Origin of the sequence: Pseudocolwellia agarivorans, from assembly GCF_002000085.1 — a bacterium.
Taxonomy (GTDB): Bacteria; Pseudomonadota; Gammaproteobacteria; order Enterobacterales; family Alteromonadaceae; genus Pseudocolwellia; species Pseudocolwellia agarivorans.
Genome location: NZ_MUZU01000016.1, coordinates 51,368 through 72,882 on the forward strand (window position 1 = coordinate 51,368; position 21,515 = coordinate 72,882).

The 21,515-nt window shown below is 35.4% G+C and carries 11 protein-coding genes; 3 read left to right on the forward strand and 8 right to left on the reverse strand.

From position 1 onward, the window contains the following. Nucleotides 1-4 precede the first annotated feature (4 nt). Complete coding sequence (locus B0X80_RS18300; protein WP_217697169.1) at nt 5-1,594, forward strand: tryptophan halogenase family protein; 1,590 nt, start codon at nt 5-7, stop codon at nt 1,592-1,594. 230 nt (nt 1,595-1,824) lie between these two features. On the opposite strand, the gene B0X80_RS18305 is transcribed toward B0X80_RS18300, so the two are convergent. The 8 genes from B0X80_RS18305 to B0X80_RS18340 all read right to left on the reverse strand — a co-directional run bounded on the left by B0X80_RS18305 (nt 1,825) and on the right by B0X80_RS18340 (nt 19,417). Further along, entirely contained in the window at nt 1,825-3,738 is a 1,914-nt protein-coding gene (locus B0X80_RS18305; protein ID WP_175623985.1) for a sialate O-acetylesterase, read from the reverse strand. A gap of 370 nt (nt 3,739-4,108) precedes the next feature. Continuing rightward, a complete protein-coding gene (locus tag B0X80_RS18310; RefSeq protein ID WP_077342934.1) occupies nt 4,109-5,851 on the reverse strand; it encodes an Ig-like domain-containing protein in 1,743 nt (580 codons plus the stop codon). A 47-nt stretch (nt 5,852-5,898) separates the two neighbouring features. After that, nucleotides 5,899-9,603 carry a TonB-dependent receptor domain-containing protein gene (locus B0X80_RS18315; RefSeq protein ID WP_077342936.1) on the reverse strand — a complete coding sequence of 1,235 codons (3,705 nt, stop codon included), beginning with the start codon at nt 9,601-9,603 and terminating at the stop codon, nt 5,899-5,901. 417 nt (nt 9,604-10,020) lie between these two features. Further along, the gene (locus B0X80_RS18320) at nt 10,021-11,262 is read right to left on the reverse strand and encodes a glycoside hydrolase family 88/105 protein (protein ID WP_077342938.1); all 1,242 of its coding nucleotides are present in this window, start codon (nt 11,260-11,262) and stop codon (nt 10,021-10,023) included. 153 nt (nt 11,263-11,415) lie between these two features. Continuing rightward, the gene (locus B0X80_RS18325; protein ID WP_077342940.1) at nt 11,416-14,661 is read right to left on the reverse strand and encodes a chondroitinase family polysaccharide lyase; all 3,246 of its coding nucleotides are present in this window, start codon (nt 14,659-14,661) and stop codon (nt 11,416-11,418) included. A gap of 510 nt (nt 14,662-15,171) precedes the next feature. Continuing rightward, nucleotides 15,172-16,152, reverse strand: coding sequence for a hypothetical protein (locus B0X80_RS18330; RefSeq protein ID WP_139345350.1), 981 nt, complete (start codon nt 16,150-16,152; stop codon nt 15,172-15,174). A gap of 102 nt (nt 16,153-16,254) precedes the next feature. After that, a complete protein-coding gene (locus B0X80_RS18335; RefSeq protein ID WP_077342942.1) occupies nt 16,255-17,934 on the reverse strand; it encodes a DUF4955 domain-containing protein in 1,680 nt (559 codons plus the stop codon). Nucleotides 17,935-18,007: 73 nt separating this feature from the next. After that, nucleotides 18,008-19,417, reverse strand: a complete 1,410-nt coding sequence (locus B0X80_RS18340; RefSeq protein WP_175623986.1) for a sulfatase-like hydrolase/transferase — start codon at nt 19,415-19,417, stop codon at nt 18,008-18,010. 218 nt (nt 19,418-19,635) lie between these two features. Here B0X80_RS18340 and B0X80_RS18345 point away from each other — a divergent pair, with 218 nt between their 5' ends. Together B0X80_RS18345 and B0X80_RS18350 are read left to right on the forward strand one after the other, a co-directional pair. After that, on the forward strand, nt 19,636-20,388 hold the full coding sequence (locus tag B0X80_RS18345; protein ID WP_077342946.1) for a FadR/GntR family transcriptional regulator: 753 nt from the start codon (nt 19,636-19,638) through the stop codon (nt 20,386-20,388). A gap of 154 nt (nt 20,389-20,542) precedes the next feature. Beyond that, entirely contained in the window at nt 20,543-21,280 is a 738-nt protein-coding gene (locus B0X80_RS18350) for a FadR/GntR family transcriptional regulator (protein ID WP_175623987.1), read from the forward strand. Nucleotides 21,281-21,515: the final 235 nt, after the last annotated feature.

The following is a 21,515-nucleotide window of genomic DNA, read 5'->3' on the forward strand; positions in this document are numbered from 1 at the left end:
CCTAATGACAGATACATCAATGCCCTTAACTAATACGGTAAAACGTATCATTATAGTAGGAGGAGGTACTGCTGGGTGGCTTACAGCATGTCATTTAGGACATAAACTTCAACAGGATGGAAACCTAAACCAAGAAATAATACTTATTGAGTCTCCAAATATTCCTACAATAGGTGTAGGTGAAGGAACAGTGCCCAGTATCGTAGCAAGTCTCAATAAATTAGGAATAAAAGAAGCCGATTTAATTCAGTGTGCCGATGCCACCTTTAAACAAAGTGTAAAGTTTGTTGATTGGAAAAAAAAGGAGAGTAATGAATCTCATTATTATCATCATGTTTTTGACCATCCAAATAGCGACAAAGAAGCTTTAATCCGTCAATGGGTGAGTAATAAAAATATAAACAACTCATTTGTCGATATGATAAGCAATCAAGGGCAAGTTTGCGATCAACATTTAGCTCCAAAATTAATTACAACGCCTGAATTTAAAGGGGCTATGGGCTATGCCTATCATTTCGATGCAATAAAGCTCGCAGGATTATTAACTAAACATGCAACCAGTAAATTCAATGTTAAGCATATAAAATCTGAACTAGTTGATACGAAATTCTCTGATAATGGCTATATACGCTCAATTACATTGAAAAATAAACAAGCATTAGATGCTGATTTATTTATAGATTGTACCGGATTTTCATCTCTATTATTGGGAGAAAAATTACAAGTAGAATTTATTGATAAGCAATCTATCTTGTTTACTGATCGTGCTATAACGACGCAAATCCCCACGAATAGCCTATTAAATAGTATCCCAAGTTGCACGCTTGCTACGGCTAAAAGTGCTGGCTGGATATGGGATATAGGACTTTCAAATCGTAGGGGCATAGGCTATGTTTATTCAAGCTCACATACAAGCAAGCAACAGGCTCAAGATGATTTTTTATCTTATCTTCGCCCTTCATTATCCCAGAAAATAGAAGATGTTGAGTTTAGAGAAATTGAATTTAAAGTAGGTTATCGTAAATTTGCCTGGAGTAAAAATTGTGTCGCTATTGGATTATCACAAGGCTTTGTAGAACCGTTAGAAGCGACGGGAATTTTAATGATAGACGATGCGGCTAAAGCTTTATGTGAACTATTACCCACACATGTTAACCAGTATGAAATAGCAGCTAAAAAATACAACAAAATTATACGTTATCAATGGGACCGAATAATTGACTTTATAAAACTCCATTATTATTTATCAGATAGAGATGACAATGACTTTTGGCGACAAAACAAACAACACGACACAATGCCTGAAAGCTTATTAGAAATGTTAACTTTATGGGATACAAGAATACCCAGTGAGTATGATTTTAGTAGTCGTCATGAAGTTTTTTACCGTATAAATTACCTTTATATTTTATATGGAATGGGTAAACGCCCTAAAAATTTAGTTTTTAACGATAAACAAAGCGCTGAAATAGAAAGGAAAATTATAGAAATTGAAAAGAATTTACTTTTGCAGCGAGAATATTTATTTAACCAGCTAGAATCAAATAACTTACTTATCAGCAAGATCAAAAAATACGGTTTACAGCGTATATAACCCGAATTAGGGTTATATACCCTTTATCATTCAAGATACGAGGTTCAGTGTGAACTAAAAATACCATTTAACTTGATACCCTAGCAGTATTCCCATATTTAATTTAAAAAAAAATCCTTTTATTTATCATCGTAATAAAAGTGAATATATACTTAAAAATAAATGAGATGGCTAATCAATCAAGCCATCTCAAAGATTATATTATAGTCATCAATCTAAAATATAATAAATTATTTATATATATTTAATCTAAAAGGCACCGCTGGAAACCCTTCTACATTATATAAATTAGCATTAGAATTATCAGCCCATGCATAACGAACAAAAACAGGTTTGCTAATTGATGATGCCGTTAATTCTATAGTGGAGCCGTTAATCACTGCCTTAGCATTAACAAACTTTGCATCGCTTCCTGCTAACTCAAAACCTAAAATTTCACCTTCAGCATAAAGACCAGCACCTATGTCTTTAAAAGAAACAAACATTTTATTTTTATTGGCTTTAACTTTAGTTGCAACAGGCCCTGAATATACCGAAAGATCATTGTAAACAACTCCTTTTACTGCCGAGTAAAAGCGCTTAGCCGCTGTTTGTTTATCTCTAGGGTGAATATCAAATTCTTCACCTGCATCAATCAGGGTAACCATAGCCGTTAACGGAAGCGAAAGGGCTTGAAATTGAGCTTCTCTTAATAAAGCCCAATCACTCTCTGTTGGTTGATCATGCTTTTCGTTCATCCCAGCTAACTGAGCAAAAACAAAAGGTAATTCAGGCTGCTTCCAACGTGCTCTCCACGACTCGATCAATGTTTTAAAAAGTACGTCATAATACTGATTAGCACCTACATTACTTTCACCTTGATACCATAAAACACTAGTTAAAGGATAATTAATAAGGGGATGGATCATTGCGTTATATAAAACCCCTTCATTTCTTTGTAAGCTTATTGGTTGTGGCATGCTACCTTCAAGAGTTGAATTAACACGCCAAGCACCATCAAGTAATATTTTTTCTCCGTTATATTCAAAATACATTTCGTTAGCTTTGCCAATACGTACTTTATTAGCCCAAGTACTTAATAGTCTAACGGCAACGGTATTCTTCCCTTTTTTAAATAAAGAGGCATCAATTTTTAATGGCAAGTACTGATCTGTCGACTTTTTTTGTCCTGCTAATGTATCGTTTACATAAACTTGAACAACCTGCGGAAAGTTTCCTAACGAAAATAAAACCTTGTCTGATGAAGTTCCTGATTTCGGTAAGTTAATTTGTTTTCTGGCCCACACGGTGTCGTTATAGATCAAACTGTTAGGCAGTGTAACTTCTGTCCACATTGAATCATTATATGTTTCAGAAGCTACCTTAAGCTTTTCTACTGAATTAACAGAGCTAACAAATGCAGACTTTGCTTTAACTAAACGACTTTGTTTTTCAACTATATTTTCCCAATCTCTACTTTTATCCTGTACTCGAAGTGCGCCATCACGATACGCAGAAAGCGATAATAAAGCATCTGCAGGTGTCCAAGCTTCAGCAGGAGTACCTCCCCAAGTAGCATCAATAATACCAATAGGGATATTTTTATCTAAATGTAACTCTCGCGCCATTAACCACGCTATAGCAGAAAACTTATGTGCTACTTCTGGAGAAGCAACCATCCATTGCGTTTGTTCTATTTTAGACAATGGCTCAAAACTATATTTATTAGGAACATCATAATAACGAATTAAAGGATAGTGACTATTTTCAACCTCTTCTTCCCAATTATTAATCTTAAACATTAGCTTCCACTCCATATTAGATTGCCCTGAAGCTAGAAAGACATCGCCAAAATAAATATCTTTTACATCAATATTATTATTTCCCATTACATTCAGAATAAAAGGTCCGCCCGCTTTTTGGGCCGGTATTTCGGCTTTAAACCCACCAAAGCCGTCATAATTTACTGTAAGGTTTTTATGGTTGAATTGAATTTTTATTTGTTCACTTTTGTCAATCCACCCTCTTACTTCTATAACTTTCCCCCTTTGCATCACCATGTGATCTTTAAACAAAGGGGCTAATTCAACCGCAAAAACTTGCCAAGAAGAACAAAATAATAATGCGATCATTAAACGCTTAATTCCACCTTGATACTTATTCATATCCATTAAAATCCTATTAGATGAGCCTGAACTATTCAGGCCTGCTTTTAATATTCGTTGTACTAATAGTTCATCTCGGCTTTATTAATTTCAATCTAAAAACTGACAATACCCCAATATATCAAACTCAATAAAAAGAATGATTAAGTCATAATGGTTAATATTGATAAATAAGAATAGAAATGAATAGATTGATTTAAAAAGCGATAAATTATTAGAGATAGTATATAGAAGATATGACACAAGAATCCGTTCCTGAATATCATATGAAATGCATGTTAACTAGAATAATAAGGCAGCTAGACCAACATTCGATTTAGTTGCCTTTTGCCCTTGATAGACAATTTAAACTCGTCGTTATATTTCTGACTTACTCTCCGTCGAAAACCGCGAAGTTATCTAATAAAATTGAGTCACCTGGGTTTAATCCATCAAAATACAATTCTAATAGAATCGCTTTTTGAAGATCCCAACCGGTTGATGGTACAGTAAATGTACTTGTATCCGTTGCATCATTAGAGTCCCAATTTGTATTAACAAATTCTACATATTGCCACTCTGTTGAGCTACCATCTATTTTACCAGTCCATTCAGGGCCTTCATTTCTAAGTGAATAATCGTCATCTCTGCGATTAATTAAAGTATGACGTATAGTGAAGTCTTGATTATCAGCATTACTCACCACTTTAACCCAAATTGAAGCTTTGAATTTTCTACCTACACTAGCACCAGTATTAGGATTATATAGTCGTCCAGCGGCACCCCAAGCACTCCATTGTTTATGGGTAAGACCTTCAGCATAAGTACTTTCAGATGCTGTATCTTTCAATGTAACTTTGTAAGCACTACCTGATAAACCCGCACCATCTTCCAATGCTAAAGTTACACCGTTAGTAGTTGTCCATCTAGTGTTAGCGCCTGCACCTTCGCCATTAAGCGTATCAAAGTTGCCATCAATATCATACGCAGTACTACACATATGGTTAGCAACAAAAGCAACTTCCATACTATCGTTCTTAGGTGCTGGAGCTCCTAACAATTCAGTACTAATATTGAAGCCACCTAGACTGTCATTATCAGGGCTTGTTATCATTGCTGTTGTTTTTTCAGTATCAATAAATTCAACAACTGTTTGTTCAGAAATTCCTCCCGTAAAAACCCAGTCATAAACAAAGTCACCCGAAAGCGTTTCATTTTCTTCTGCTATAGCTTGAGCTGTTAAAGGTAAAACTGAACATGCAGGAAATTCAAGTGCTTGTGGTTGTAATCCGTTAGCAGTTGTCAACTCAATCTCTTTCGTACCTACAGGAGGGTTTACCACGTCAACATCAATCGTAAAGCTTAATTGGCTATTATCTTTTGAAGTAACGACAAGTGTTGTGCTACCAAGTACTAACCCTGATACCAAGCCCTCTGCATCTACTGTAGCAATACTAGTATCAGCTATTTCCCAGCTAAAATTTTGATAACTTTTACTAAAGCTTGCTTCTGGTAAAGCCCAAGCAACAGCCTGCGCTGAGTTATTCAGTGGTACTGATAATTTATTACCCGAAATACCCTCTACTTCATCAGGAATACCATTAACGGTAACTTCAAGATATCTTACCGTTGTTGTAACTTCAGACCCTTCTGGATAATCATAACCGTTGTCTACAACATAGCTCATTTTATAGGTATGAGTAGTCAAATCACCATTAGCATGTAAATGATCGTCAAGCATATCCGTATCAATCAACAGCGATGTACCTGAAACTCTGAAAAGAGATTGATCTTTTGCATCAGCCACTTGTTGTTCAGTTAGATTTTTTTCATCCCAAATACCTGTTACTTCTAAAGCCTTCCAACTATCTTCGTCCATTTGAAAAAGACGAACTTGAGCTGTATCACTCACTTCACTTAGCACTTTTCCGTCAGAAGTTGCCCCTTCAAATAAATCTATTGCAACAATACCTTGAGACTCGTCAAAAGATTTTGTTAGTTTTTCATTTTCAAACTGTACAGGTTTTTGGGTATTAAAAGGCGATTCAAATCCTTCGTTACCACTACCACAAGCACTTAATAATGTAACACCTAATGTACAGGCGAATGTTTTTGAAAATAAGTTACTTTTCATTTTTTTTCTCCAAATCAATTCTTTAAATACAGACCATCTAATGACAATTAGAACTTCATGCGTAAACCAATACGGTATAATCGGCCGGTTTTATATTCTGATACTGTTCTGCTGGTGGTAGCATCTCCATCCAGTGCGTTACCTTCATCCCAGTTAATTGACTCACCATTAACATCGGTACCAATATGATTATCAGTACTTGTAAAATAGGTTCTATTATTATCGTCAGTTAAATTAGTAGCTTGGAAGGTCAAAAACACATTGTCATTAACTTTATAGCTAGAGCTAAAATCAAGTCTGCTAGATGCGTCTTTCCAGATAGCACCATTAACGCCACCACGATCAACCATTTGATCAGAGTTATAACGATGCGCCAAGCGCAGCATCAACCCATCTTCTTCCCAGTAAATAGTGGTATTGCTCGAATGTTTAGGTGTATGTGGTTGAGGTAAAGATTTCAAAAACTTATTAGTTGTTGAAACTAATTCAGGTTCTGATTCAGATTCTGAGTAAGTGTAATTAAAGCTAAGACCAAGACCTGATAAAACCCCCGGTAAAAAGTCATAGTTTTGATTATAAGACACTTCAACACCGCGAGAGTATGCACCTTTACCATTGCGTTCCTCAGTGATAACAAGTTCATGACAAACAGGAATGTAATCATCAAGAATACCTTGGTCATTAACATAACGGTCTACCATACATTCAGAATTCATCGGTGTTAAATTAGAGTCTGGTGCTAATAACGTTTCAGGTTTACTTATTTCAGCTACATCATAATCGGTACGAATATCTTTCCAATAATAAGGTGTTTTCACCTTTTCTTGGAAGTTTTTCATATCTTTATTAAAGAAAGCAATTGAAGCCAAACCAGATTTATTGAAATACCATTCAAGTGATAAATCAACGTTTTTAGACTCTAAAGGTCTTAGTTGTGTACTTCCTAAAGAACCTGAACCTGTAGGGCTCCAAATAGATTCATTTATTCTCAGGCCAGGATTTAACCCATCAAAAGTAGGACGAGCTATTGTTTTAGACGCTGCAAAACGACCAATAATATCTTCACTAATAGCATAATTTAAATTAATTGCAGGCAATAATAAGCTATAGCTATTGGTATCTGTAACAGAAGTAAAACGTTTAGAAGCATCTGAAGCGGGAACACCAGCAGCATTAAAAGCATTAGTTGAACGGTCTAACCAACCACGCATAGCCCAGTTACCACGTGCTCTACCTGTATTTAAAGCATAAGTATTAGTACCATCGCGAGAAGTAATAATAGATGGATATCCAACACTTCTAACTAATGTTGGATTGTTTGGATCAGCGTAGTTATATAACATAATTACACTTTCATCTTCTTGCGCTTTGGCTATATTAGCAGCCCAAGCTGCTGGACTGCCATCAAACACATCTGGCGACCAACCTTCTAAATACTCATGTTCACCATAAGTCGTAAACAATGGGATCGTATCAGCTTTATTACTTACCGTGCCGTGAGTTAATTGAAAATCGAAACACTTGGCGTTATTTTCATGTTTTTCTGAACCAGCAAGATAATAATTTCCTGGTAAAAATTGACGTGAGCTATTTTCCCACTCAGAAAAATCAGGAGCATCACACTTAGGTAAACTAAAATTGGCTACCTGACGATTAAAAATCAAATCGTGTGGGTCTTGTATACCATTACTCGATGTATATTCAACACTTGAATAACCTGTTGCTGTATTTTTATCGTTTACATATCTAAGACCAAAATTACCCGTTAAACGACCATCAAAAAATTCAAAGTTTATTTTACCGTAAAGCGCTTGGCTCTCGGTTTCTATATTACGTGTGCCTGTAGGAACATCAATTAACCCTAATACACTAGGATCTTTACCAAAAATTTCGCCGAGGGCTTTATCTGCATCTAAAACATACCATCCTTCACGATAAGCACTATCACTCATAGGTAGAATAGAATCCATAAAGTTGTCAACAGGAAAACTATCTGATGAAACAATATCAGCTAACTTTATTGTTTCTAAGCCGCCAGCTTGTAAATCAACAAAACCATCACCTTCATCTGATGCTCTTACACCAATTCCGTTTTCAATTTTTTGAGTATTTGTCGATACGTCTTTAACTCGGTTGGCAAATTTACCACCAAATTCAATTTTAGTAATACCAGCAAAATCAACGTCCCAATCAAAATTTAGAAAAATTGATTTATTAGTATCCGTATTTTCATTTTGAGTTAACTGGATATTACCTACGTGATTTCCATATAAATCAAATGGATTAAATCGACTTGTAAGGTAAGTTGATGTTTGACTAACAGGATCATATTGAGTGTCTTGTGTACCTGTAGTTATCTGACAAGCACCTAGTGTACAGTCGTAACCAACCTTATCTAAATCTTCAATTGGAGTTTGTTGCAGTATACTTTCACTTGCTGTTTTCCAAGTTGCCGTACTAATACCTCGACGAGATGGCGTATTATCTTTTGTTTTCGAATAACCTGCGATAAATTCAAAAGATAAATCATCCGTTAAGTAATGCTCAAGTGTAAATGTAGCAATGTTATTTTCAACTTTTTGATCGCCATATGATCTAGATAAATTTCCAGATGGCACTCGCCCAGTTTCTTTAACAAAAGTGCGGTTATCTACATCTAGTGTTCGCCACTCATGATTTGGATCGAATAAGTTAAGTGGTCTGTCAGCGCGAGTCGCTACAATTATACTATGCTGATCTCTAAAGTCTTCACGAGTAGAATGATTAAGATCCAATTGTATATCTGTATTTTCACCTGGGCTATATTGTAAACCAGCAGAAATAGTTACACGCTTTGTATCTTTAGTTATTAAGTCATATGAAGCTCTGTTTCGACTTAATGTCCAATACTCGTCACCAAGAATTCTGTCAGTGTCTGCATTATAGTTTGGTAAATCTTCAGCTAGAGTACCTTCAGGCAAAATACGAAGAATTTTCCCATCAGTATCACTCGCTGTTCTGTCTAGAAGTTCTCTGGTTCTATCATCCCATGTAGTTCTTGCTCTATCGGTTCTAGAGTTTTGTGTTTCATCTGCGGCTGTTATGATAAAACCAAGCTTCTCATCAAAATATTTGTCTGCAAAACTGAAAGATAATTTACGATCACCTTGTTCAGAATAATCATTATATCGACCCTGAACTTCTATTTGTCTGCGTGGTTCTTTAATACTTAAAGGCTTAGCCGTTTTAAGTATTACATTTGCTCCTAGCGAGCCTTCGTCCAAATCTACAGAGTAGGTTTTATGTACCGAAATTGAAGACAATACATCCGAAGAAAAGTTACTTAAATCAACACTTTGATCGGCTCCAGCAGACTCAGGATCACCACTTAAACCACTTGTTAAAGCAACACCATTAATAGATATTTGATTTAAGCTAGCACCAGCGCCACGTACAGAGATTCGAGTTCCTTCACCGCCATCTTCTTGAACCGTTACGCCAGTTACTCGAGATAATGCATCGGCTATGTTTTGATCGGTAGATTTACCAATATCTTCTGCGTGAATAGAATCCGTTACACCTTCAGAAAATCGTTTATCGTTAAGTGCTTTTCTTAAGCTACCTTTAAAGCCAGTAACTTCAATTACTTCAATAACTTCTTCATCTATTTTTTTTGATGGTTCTTTTACTTTTTCTGCGGCAAACCCTGCTGTTGTAAATAATGCAGCACTGATTGCTAAAGATATTTTTGTTTTTTTACTACTGTATGTCATGCGATACTCCCCCTAACTCTTATTTATAATTTATAATTCACCTGCAGCAAGCGCATAAAGACATCTTATACGTTATCATATAACCATGATAAAAATGACGCATCGGTATAGGAATTCAACTAAATAGTAACCAATAAATTAAATAATATCACCCTATAATTTAAAAATATTACATTAACTGTAATATTTCACATATAAAATTTGAACAAACAAAACAAAACCCATTGTTTTTATTGAACTTTAATTTAAAAACACAACAAGTAGTGTTATCATACAACACCATAAACAACCTTATCAGACAAGAAAAACATGAAATAAATAGACTTTACTCTCTAATTGTAGAGGGTTTAACATATAGCGTTACTACTATTTAAAGGGGGAATACCTAAAATAAGTCCCTTCCCCTTTTACCTTTATTTAATTAACGAGTTTATACATTTCACTTCCCGTTAACAAAAAAGCACCTATTGCAAATATTTGCGTATCGTCTTCAGTTACGCTCTCTGGCTTGTACCCTATTTGCTGTACCCAACCAAGTTTTCCATTGGGCTGAACTGAACTGACCAGTGCTTTCCAAGCTTTTTCTACAACAGGTGTAAATTTTTCTTTGTTTAATAGACCGTTATTAATACCAAAAGCATAGCCATAGGCCATTAATGCTGTACCACTTGTTTCGCGGTACGGTTGCGATTCAGGAGCTAATACTGATGGTCTCCAGAGGCCATCGCTTTGTTGTGCACCTGCTAAACGAGTCATCAATTTTACAAAAATGTCTTCATATTTAGCGCGTTTGATATGATCTTTTGGTAAATGCTCTAATATTCTCGCTAGACCAGCAGCAACCCACCCAACACCACGTGCCCAAATAACTTTCTCGCCATTTTTTTCTCGCTTCTCAAAAAAGCGACTGTCTCTATAAAACAGGTGATCTTCTTCATCCCAAAGTAAATTAACGGTTTCCCAAAACTCTTTATCTGCAAAGTCTAAATATTTGTCATCTCCGGTTATCTTTGCTAAATGAATCCATACTGGTGGGCCCATAAATATTGCATCAGCCCAGCTCCATCTATTTTTAGCGGGAACAAGTGCGCTAGTAAGTCCGTTGTACGAGTCTTGAATTTTTTGGCCTGATATTTTTGAAACCTGATCGACAACTTCGATTTCTAAACCAACCGTTGAAGGTGATTGTATAATCGTATCGAAAATAACTTTCAAAGGAACAAGCATTTCAGGTTCTTTATATTTTTCATATAAATCTAGATATAACTGACCAACAGCATAATCGTCAGCGTTATAAATTCTTGGTCCTAACAGGTAGTTATAATGCTTAGCATACTCATATTGAAGCTTTAAATATTTACTATCACCTTTTGAGTCTGCTAATTTTGCCCAGCGATCCATACCAATATGAAATGACGCGTAAACCCAACCTAAAGGGTCACTATCTCCTTCATCTAAGGCAATATATGACTTTTTGTCGTCACCTTCAAATTCGTATTTCTCTTTATTGTAATGAAGTAATTGCCAATCGATAACTTGTTTCATTGATGAGTAAATAGATTGTTTATCTAAAGTAGAAGACGCTTTAGTCTCAGCTGAGCAACTTGTATTTGTTGCCAATGTAAAAATTAAAAATAATGGAGTTATAAACCGTTTCATAAGCTATTAGTCTCTATTTTGTCACTGTTATAAAGGTGACAGTTAATAATTAAAAGTTTATATAAGGCTTAATCAATATGTATAAAATCTGCAGTAATACATGATTAAGCGATAAAGATAGGTATAAGTAACTTAATTAGATATCAAGTTACTTTATTTTTTTGATAATAAAACCTCCGCGGTTAGTCCGTCTTTACATTCAAATTCAATAATGGTTTGTGATGAATCTGACTTTATAATTTTTGCTTTTTTTTGATGAGCTGTTTCAATTTCTTTCAATTGTTGTGCTATTTCCCACTCACCTTGAAGGGTTATACGTACTTTTGTTGCACGACTTGGCCAAAAATACCATTCACGTTCGTATATGGAGAGCTCAACACGCTTACCATTAGGTAGCCTGTCGTCTTGCCCGTCGTATATATTTAAATCAGGATCTGCAACAGCTAATTTAAGTACTTCTCCGGCCTTACCCTGTTCAAGAATAAACGATGCGGGTCGACTCACCTTACGCACTAGTCCTTTATCAAATAAAATGTTTGCATCAAACACTATGTATGAAGTGCTATTAGCTATTGCTGAGGTAACAATATGCGCTTTATCGTCTTGTTGAAGTATTTCATAAGGCTTACGATCAGAACGCATCGCATTAATAAACCTAGCCATTTTTTCTTTATTTGCGTCAGCAATCACAGCATATTCATAACCAGCATGCTGAGGCTTGATACCATGGTTAAATAACACGGTTGAAAATTCCCCGCTTACTTGCTTTTTATTGTGAGGGCCTGGGTTAGTTTGACGCTGTCTTTTTATTTCTAGGCTGGCATTTTTAGGTACACGGGGAATGTAATAACCTGTATTACGCGAGTCTAATAACCATAATGGATCCGTACTTTGCTTAATGTCATTAAAAGGTAAGGCGGTAATTATCCCACTACTGGTTGTAAGACCTTCTTCTTTAACTACTTTATTTTGTAATAAAGTAGTTTCAACTGCGTAGTTATCTATATCGCTTTCGATACCAGAACCTAAACTTACAACAATATCATTAAAGAAGAAGTAGCTTTTTCTGCCAACAAATGATTCTAATCCCCATTTATCGTGTCCGCGAAAAGGAAAAGCAAAAGTTGCATTTCCCGAAAGCGTTTCAACTCCACCAACAAATGCCTGATCAGAAAATAAATATTCACCACCTTCATCACGTACTTGGTTAGGTGCTGTTAATAGCTGTTGATAAGGTAAACGCACCGCAGTAATACCAGGGAAACGACGCCAGTCATAACCATCTTGCCAAGAACTTTTAGCTTTTGGGGTGATGGTTTCATAAGTACTGTCGACGCTATTTTGATATGAAATATCTAAATAGCCATGTGCTAAATATGCAGGAAAAGCAAAATAATCAGGCCCCCAACCTTCATAGGGATACACGTATTTGCTATGAGCCCGTACCGTTGCCATCCATTTATTTGCGTTTCGAGTGGTCGCTACAGATGAATAAGGTAACACTCTCGCTTTATCATATATGTAATCAGTAAACTCGCCTTTATCATTGAGTTTACTCAACCACATTTTATCTTTTTCACTTATTTTAGGCTGTTTTTCTATAATATTTTTATATAATCCAGCCATCGATTGATCAAAGGTGTCTGCACTTAATGCAATCATTGCTGGCATTGCATAAACAGTACTAGGCAAAACATATTTGCCCACATTACGTAAACTTTCAACGGCACGTGGTGCAATATATTTTTCAGTAGCTAATGTATGAAAGTATGTTTCAGCACAATGCTTTATACGATGATGCGCTTCAGGAGTTACTTTAAATGGTGAATGACTTAGCAAGTACATAGTTGTTGCCATACCATTTATACCTCTACCACCATAACCGAGCGTATGGCCTGCATGACGAAATACCGTACCATCGGGTTTTAGCATTTCATCTAAACCATATGCGTAAGCTGAAGCCACATGAGAAAAATGAGACGAAAAGTGTTGCAAATCTCTCACTTTCTCAGGTGCGTTTTTCATCATTAAAGCAGAGTAAAGCCTAATTTGAATTAGCCCTTGTGCGTCGTCTGCATCTTGACCTAAGCGTATTCCGTTTTCTGAGCCGTAACGGAAATCTTCACGATATACTTGATTAAAACCTAAAAAGTACTTAAGAACATTAACCGCTTTATCTAACTTTCCTGACTGCTCGAATACGTCTCGCATTAAATACAATGCAGGTCCCCATTCACGAACTATATAAGCATAATGATGCAACCAACTTAAGGCTGCGCCTTCATCCATACCTTGATCAACACCATAATCAAACAGGTTAATAAACATATTGCCTAATTCAGATTTAACTTTCGGGTTATTTGACGAGCGGTAGTGTTTAGCTATATCTAACATCATCTGACCATAATCTCTGCGCCAATTCATATACTCACTAGGTTTAGGTAATTCTTCTCCCATTTCTGCGAAATACTGATTATATATTGTGGCTTTAATTAAAGGCTGACCGTAAATATTGCTACCTTCACGCTGAATTTTATATTCTTGATAACGTTTTCTTATATCTGACAAGCTTTTTTTTGACAAAATCTTACGCTCAGATAATGGTAAAATATACTCATCAACCTTTTTATTAAAAGCATTTAATTCATCATTCATAACATCAGTTAAAGGTAATAAAGGCAATGACGGTTTAAATGAAGCGTATTGATGTAAAAATTGTACATATTGCGTAGCACGACGAGGGTGTAATTGAATATGCGGTAGTTGCTTGTTTGGCATATTCGTTCTTGCGTCCATAGGTAAAGATAAGCCTAGGCTATCAATATAATAAGAGCCGCTACCTGTGGCAGGTGCTAATATGGTCATACGATCCATATCAGGATGAGGAACACCACGCATATCGCCCGTATCATAATTAATCATAACGGTGCGCCAACCGGTAAAATTCAATTCAAAATCAAAGTTAGAATCCACTTTTTCGCCACGACCAAATTGAAAACGTAAGCGCTGTAAGCTTGCTTTTTCATTGTAGATCCACATAAAAAAACCACGACTGGGTTCAAGAATAGGTGCCGTACTTACATCAAAATTATAATGCCCGGTAAATAGGTATTTATCTCTTCCTTCTTTGGTTAGCGTTTTTATATCTCTACGTTTGTGATAACCAATAGGTGTGTTAAATATTAATTTATCATTGCCAACCCAGTCCCAACGTAATGAGTGCGAGTTATGTTTAACACGCTTAGTATCAATACTGAGTTTTCCTCCGATGGCTTTCATACCATTTGGAATACCTTGCTCAAAGCTTTCCATAACTTTGGCTGACTCATTACTTTTTGCGACACTTATTGCACTAATAAAAAGTAAACCAATCAATACGATATACTTATTTAAAACCATTAAACTCCCCTTAAAAGCTAATTTTTGTCCTTATTATTATTTCAATGAAAATATTCAGGGTATGCATACTCCCCTACACCTATTTATTCATAGTTATGTCATCTAGCTTTACAGTAAATAGGCATAGAAAATTTAAAACCTATTATTTAATAATGGAAGCATGATAAATCAAAGAAATAGTTGTCTGATATGTTATATCAGAACTTTTTAATGTAAAGACATTGTTGGCGTATAAAACAAAATATAGCTACAATTAAAAGTTAAATAAATTCAAGATATTGATAATTAGAGAATAAAATTAAACGCCAACAAAATAAAAATCTAATATAGATACATGTTAAATTAAAAACAATACGTTACAACGTTAATGTAGAAAGAATATATCTATTAAAATAGTGTTAACTCACTGAGACATTTAAGATACCAATAGTGTTAATCACCATCATTAAAAAAACTATAATTGATGATTTAACACTATATAATTAATAGCTTGAAGATACTGCTAGCTACTTAGTGAGCAGCTATCAGGTTTAACCATTGCCAAGTTTTGATACGATAAGAACTAGCAAGTAATGGCCATCGGTCAGTATGACCCCCCTTTGCAATAGGGTGTGGGAATTTTCCAAAAATTTCTTTTGTATTTACAGATATATAAGTGAAATTGTCTGAATGTGATAGATGTGTTTCTACAAATGTTTTTGTACGTTTACTATGTGCATCAACGCTGGTAACTAAATACGGGCGTCCATTTACACGCTTTAAACGTGTAGCAGATTCCTCGATGTATTGACTTAGTGGAGAGCCCCAACTTTTGCCTTTCCATTCTTGTTCACCATCAAAATGATCATGAACAATAAAAGCAGTCCAAAGTTTAGCAACTTGTTCATCATGTAGTCCTAAATGATTAACCGCAATAGCACCACGAGAAAAGCCACATAAAATAACAGTACGTGGATCACCACCAAAAGCTTTTACAATACGTGGAACATTAAGCTTCGCATAATCAACCGTTGCTTCTTTATCGCCCCACCACGTAAGTTGATTCTCCGTTTGATTTTTGCTGATATAAGGTAGGCTAACCCATATATACTGACCTGCACTCAAACCGTAACCAAACGATGCATCTTTTACTTCCCCTGTAGAGCCTGATTTGGGGTATTTATTGCCTGTATATTCGAAAATAATGGGCCAAGTTTTACCTTGTTCCACTTGCTCTGTCGACCAATCTTTAGGCAGATATAAGGTATGATAAACGTGAGTGCCTTTATATTCAGGCGCTGTTATAGCTACTTTTTTACCTGCGCTAGGCTTTCCTACAGAAAGCTCTGGTAATGCAAGCTCCCCATAATAATTAATAGGAATAATTACCGATTCGTTATCTACATGTTTTAAAGGTACGTAAGCAGCACTAGAACGGAGGACAAAATAATACCCCGCGTATAACAATATAAAAAAAACAGCAAAAAAATAGATATATTTAAAAATTTTCATTGCGTTATTTTACACCTGTTATTATTGAAACGAATAAAGTTGTGCTTCAAGTTGGCAAAACAATTTTTAACACAACTTTTAAACGTTAATCTATGGGTTTTCTTACTTTTCTAAATGAATACGCTGCAGTCGTTTCCATTGCTCTAAAGACTTTATGAGCCACAAAGGAGTATTGCCACTACGATATAATAATTGCGATTCGTATAATGAATCTAATGCTACATTTTTACCAAAGCTAGCAACATGTTCCATATGTTCATCGACATACCCTGTTGCACTACCTTCATAACCAACAAGGGTAGGATTAACCGCTGTAAAGAAGGTATAAGGTTGACTTTTAGGTTTGTCGATATCCCAGAAATTAAACACACCATCATTCCACTCCCCTACGCTATCACCCGTTTGAACAAAGTTCCAAAACAATAAACCTTCTAAATGGTTTGGTAAATTTTTATAATTCCCTCCCCATCCACCAAAACCAAATGTTGTAACGTTATCGTAAAGCGTAAATCTTGGAAACAGACCGTGCGAGTCAATCCCCCGCGATTTAGGGCTAATAAAACGCCAAATCACATTACCTACAGAAAGATGAGATGCACCTGGACCATGCCATTGACCATGATTCGTTTTATCAATATTTAATGCCGTAAGGTTACGCGTACCGAACGTAATATTAAAACAAGAATGGCCTCTATTACCTTCAATCACATTTAACATCATGGTATTGGCAACACCACCAGACACGGTTGCAGCTACCGATACATTTTCAAAAACTATGTTTTGTACCCAAGAATGTGTTGTTTTATTTAACTGAACAGCTGTATAACCAGAGTCATGTGTTGCATTTTTATGATGGCTGAATTTTTCCTGAAAATTTCCACTAAAACGTAAATTTTCTATCCCTACATTATTAATGGTATGAATAGATCTAATTTTCCAACCATAATCAGCATTAATACGTGTAATCAAAGCTTGCTTAAAATAAACTTTATTACCCTTGATCATATCAACTTCTAGTGTTTCTGATGCTCTAACACCTTTATCAATAACTTCTTGCCATATATCTCTAGGTTGCTTGCCTTGCATAAAGTCGTCATTAGCGGCTGTATTTTGCATATCTAACGTAACAACATCACCAGCTTTAAATTGAGATGCGTGTTGAACAACAACAAACATATCATTTTGTTTAGCATCTTTAATGATCACTGATTGAGCAATAGCTTTACCCGATTTAGCTGATGATGGCGCTAAAGTACCTTGAGGTTGAAATAGTATCATGGGAGGTACAGTCCACATTTTTTTAGGATCCTTTGGAGCAAGAGGATATTTCATAAATAACTCGGTCCCCTCTTTATCATTACCACTCCCTCTTAAAATAACACGAGAACTACTAATTAAAATGCCGGCACGTCGATCCGCTTTTTCATTTATTAAAAAACGTCCTGCTGGAAAATAAACAACGCCACCGCCTGCTTTTTCAGCTGCTTTTATTGTATTTTGAATCGCTTCTTTATCTTCTATTTTATCATTGGCTATTGCGCCGAAATCAGTAACAGAAAAAATAGGTAAATCTAAATCAGGAATACCTGAATTAGAATAGTTAACTCCCACACTCGAGTAATCGATTAACGTTGAAGAGGCGTTAACAGGTAAATACGACTGCCAAGGGGTTGAGTTTTTTATATTTTGGATCTGAGTTATTGAATCATTGTTACTTTCCACCAGTGTATGAGTACAGGAAGAAACTGTAAAAAGAATTATTAAGGGTAATAAGCGTTTCATTATTTTACCTTGTAAGCGACGTAAAAAAATTGGCTTAAGTATCACTACTTAAGCCAAACTAAAAAATTAAAAACTAACGACCTTTAATTAATAAAATAGGATTAACATAAGGCTCGGGATCTTTATCAAATTCTTGTTGTAACACATTAAGTAACTCTGCCAATTTGGCGGGCTCATTTGCTGCCAAGTTACGTGTTTCACCAGCATCTACAGCTACGTTATAAAGCTCTGGTGTCATATTCTGAGCATAAGGCGTTTTTTCATGTATTACTAACTTCCATTCACCAAGACGCAACGCCATATGTTTAGCTGTACGCCAATAAAATTTAGGCTCACCTGTATATATACCAGTAGTAAAGGTTTCACTCATATCTCGCCCGTCTCCATCTTCAACTATAGGTAAACCTGAAAGATTAACGAGTGTTGCTAATGAGCGATATAAATCTTGAATAATAATGGGGGTTTTTAATTGCCTTTTAGCTATTTTATTAGGCCAATATATAAATGCAGGAGTTCTCATACTGCCATCATAAGGATGAGCTTTCCAGCCACGATAACCTCCAGTTGCACCATAAACCCCATCGTTTCCATAAAAATTAATAGTGTGAAATTCAGGTTCTATATACCATTTTTTACCTGGCGCAGATGGACCGTTATCACTAAAAAACACAATAAGAGTATTATTTAACTCACCGCTTTTTTCTAATTTATTAATAATTTGCCTAACAGAGTCATCAAGTTGAGTCATCATACCTGCGTAGCCTTGGCGTACTTTATTACTAATGATTTTTTCATAAGGTTTAGTCCATTTTGCATCAACCTGAATAGGTACATGAGGTGCGTTATAACTTAGCGTCAGAAAGAATGGTTTATCCTTATTAACATCATCTAAATATCTAATAGCGTCTTGAGTAATTAAGTCTGTAGCATGCACTTTTGGTAATTTAATTTGTTTATTATTTCGATACCAATCGTGGCCATGTTCAGGGTTGTGATGGGTATAATAATCAATCCAACCACCACGTATTCCATAATGATAATCAAACCCCTTATCTAAAGGAGTAAAACTTTCTGCCTCACCTAAGTGCCACTTACCAATTAGCGCGGTTTGATAACCATTTTCTTTAAATATTGCAGGTAATATTTTACGTTTTTTAGGTAAACCTATCTTATCTTCTTTTAAAATAGGGTATAAAAGGCCAAATTTACTTGGTGCCTGCCCTGTAAAAAATGCGGCACGTGAAGGTGTACAAGTAGCATAAGTATAAAATTGATCTAAACGAACTGCATTATTTGCTAAGTCATCTAAGGTCGGCGTATTGATCTCTGAACCGTTATAACCAACATCACCAAACCCTGCATCATCAGCAATAATAACGATTACATTAGGTTTATTTAACAATACTTCCGCTGTGCTATTTTTAGCGAATAAACCACTAAGCAAAGCCGAAGTAAGAAGAAATATTCTAACTATTATTTCCATACATTTATCCATGATTAATTAACTATAAATGTTAAATAAAAACACAATAGTTATAAGATATCTTACACCAATATTAGTTGGAAATAATATTATGTCAATCAAATCATTACCCCCAAAAAACAAGATTATTTTTATTACTTATTTCAATAAAGTAAAAATGGAACTCAGAACACAAATTTGTTATTGTTTATGGTATTTAAAGTAATAAGTTATCAGATATGACGCTTTTCACACTCAACCAAGTACCTAAGTCTTTAAGTCTAACCAACGAATTAGTTAAGTCTTTAAGGACTGAAATTCAAAAAGGCTCATTTAAACCTGGCGACAAGCTACCTTCATCTAAAGTTATTGAAAATCAAGCTGGAGTTAGTCGCAGTGTGGTGCGAGAAGCCATAGCTCAATTAAAAGCAGAAGGATTAGTAGACAGCCGTCAAGGCGTTGGAGTTTTTGTTACGGCTATACAACCGACTAAAGCCTTTAAAATAGACCGGGCTGAATTTGAATCTATACATAATGCCATTCAAATATTAGAACTACGTATGTCTGTAGAATCTGAAATGAGTGGTATGGCTGCCAAAAACCGTTCTGATGAACAAATGCAAAATATTATCGACTGTATGCATGCGATGGAAAATAAAATTGCATTAGGTGAAAAAGCAACAACCGAAGACTTTGCATTTCATAAAGCCATCGCAGAAGCATCAGGTAACCCCTACTTTCTTCGATTTATTGATTATATTGGTTCTGGTGTTATTCCTGCCAGAGAGATAATAACCAAGTACGAAAAAGATTCAGGCAGTGAAAAACTGTTAACGGTTATTCAAGAAGAACATCAGCAAATTACACGAGCTATCCAGGCTCAAGACAGTGAACTTGCTAAAGCTTCAGCTAAAGCTCATTTAAGTAATAGCATTAAGCGCCATACTCAAATAGAAGAATCACTTGTTTCTGAACTCCCCCAAAAAAGCTAAAGTCTACTTGAGTGCTGCTATTTTTACTATCAGCACTCACTTAATAAGGTTTACGTTCTCCCTTCTCTAACCCCTTACTCTATAATAACTATTGGTCTATTTAAAAATAACTGCTAAACTCTTAAAGCACTCGATGTATTATAAGGATACAAATATGGAAATACATAATTTTAAATTAAATCAAATGAAGAAATCGGGTAATTTAACCAATGACCTTGCAGCATCATTACGAAATAAAATTATTACAGGTAATCTTCAAGTCGGTGCCAAGCTCCCATCATCTAAAATCGTTGAAGAACTCGCAGGAGTCAGCAGAAGCGTAGTAAGAGAAGCTATAGCACAATTAAGAGCTGAGGGATTAGTAGAAAGTCGACAAGGTGTTGGCGTGTTCATATCAAAAATCCCCGAAAAAAATGCATTTAAAATTACACAAAAAGAAATGGAATCAATAACCGACGCGATACAAATACTCGAGTTAAGAATGGCTGTTGAAGTAGAAATGTCAGGGATGGCTGCAAAATTTCGTACTGAAGAGCAAATGACCACTATTAATAACTGCTTACTGAGAATGAGTAAAAAAATGTCTATTGGGAAAGATGGGATAGATGAAGATTTTAATTTTCATAAGGCTATAGCGGTTGCTTCAGGTAACATCTATTTTTTACGTTTTATAGATTACATTGGATCTAGAGTTATTATCCCCGCTAGAGAAATAGTTACATCTAACAAAGAAATTATAAAAACCGACGATTTTCTTGACATATTAAATGCCGAACATAAGCAAATAGCAAAAGCGATTGAATATAAAGACCCTGAACTAGCAAGAGCCGCAACAAAGGCTCATTTAACTAACAGTATAGCAAGGCATCAAAAAGCTAGATTAATATCATAACAATAGACAACACATGTAGTATGAGCTGACCTCTCTAATAAAGTTAACTCATTTATTCATTTCAAACACAAAAAAAAGCTGAGATAAACTCAGCTTTTTATTCAACATAAATTTACTTATTAAAGCACATTATACGTCGTAAGTTGTAGAAGACGTGTTACCACCTCGACCTGTCCAGTTTGTATGGAAGAATTCACCACGCGGTTTGTCTTTACGTTCATATGTATGAGCGCCA

Excerpts from the sequence above, each read along its gene's own strand:
- B0X80_RS18310 (WP_077342934.1), bottom strand. The coding sequence starts at position 5,851 with ATGAAAAGTAACTTATTTTCAAAAACATTCGCCTGTACATTAGGTGTT.
- B0X80_RS18325 (WP_077342940.1), bottom strand. The coding sequence starts at position 14,661 with ATGGTTTTAAATAAGTATATCGTATTGATTGGTTTACTTTTTATTAGT.
- B0X80_RS18350 (WP_175623987.1), top strand. The coding sequence starts at position 20,543 with ATGGAAATACATAATTTTAAATTAAATCAAATGAAGAAATCGGGTAAT.
- B0X80_RS18345 (WP_077342946.1), top strand. The coding sequence starts at position 19,636 with ATGACGCTTTTCACACTCAACCAAGTACCTAAGTCTTTAAGTCTAACC.
- B0X80_RS18315 (WP_077342936.1), bottom strand. The coding sequence starts at position 9,603 with ATGACATACAGTAGTAAAAAAACAAAAATATCTTTAGCAATCAGTGCT.
- B0X80_RS18335 (WP_077342942.1), bottom strand. The coding sequence starts at position 17,934 with ATGAAACGCTTATTACCCTTAATAATTCTTTTTACAGTTTCTTCCTGT.
- B0X80_RS18330 (WP_139345350.1), bottom strand. The coding sequence starts at position 16,152 with ATGAAAATTTTTAAATATATCTATTTTTTTGCTGTTTTTTTTATATTG.
- B0X80_RS18305 (WP_175623985.1), bottom strand. The coding sequence starts at position 3,738 with ATGAATAAGTATCAAGGTGGAATTAAGCGTTTAATGATCGCATTATTA.
- B0X80_RS18340 (WP_175623986.1), bottom strand. The coding sequence starts at position 19,417 with ATGGAAATAATAGTTAGAATATTTCTTCTTACTTCGGCTTTGCTTAGT.
- B0X80_RS18300 (WP_217697169.1), top strand. The coding sequence starts at position 5 with ATGACAGATACATCAATGCCCTTAACTAATACGGTAAAACGTATCATT.
- B0X80_RS18320 (WP_077342938.1), bottom strand. The coding sequence starts at position 11,262 with ATGAAACGGTTTATAACTCCATTATTTTTAATTTTTACATTGGCAACA.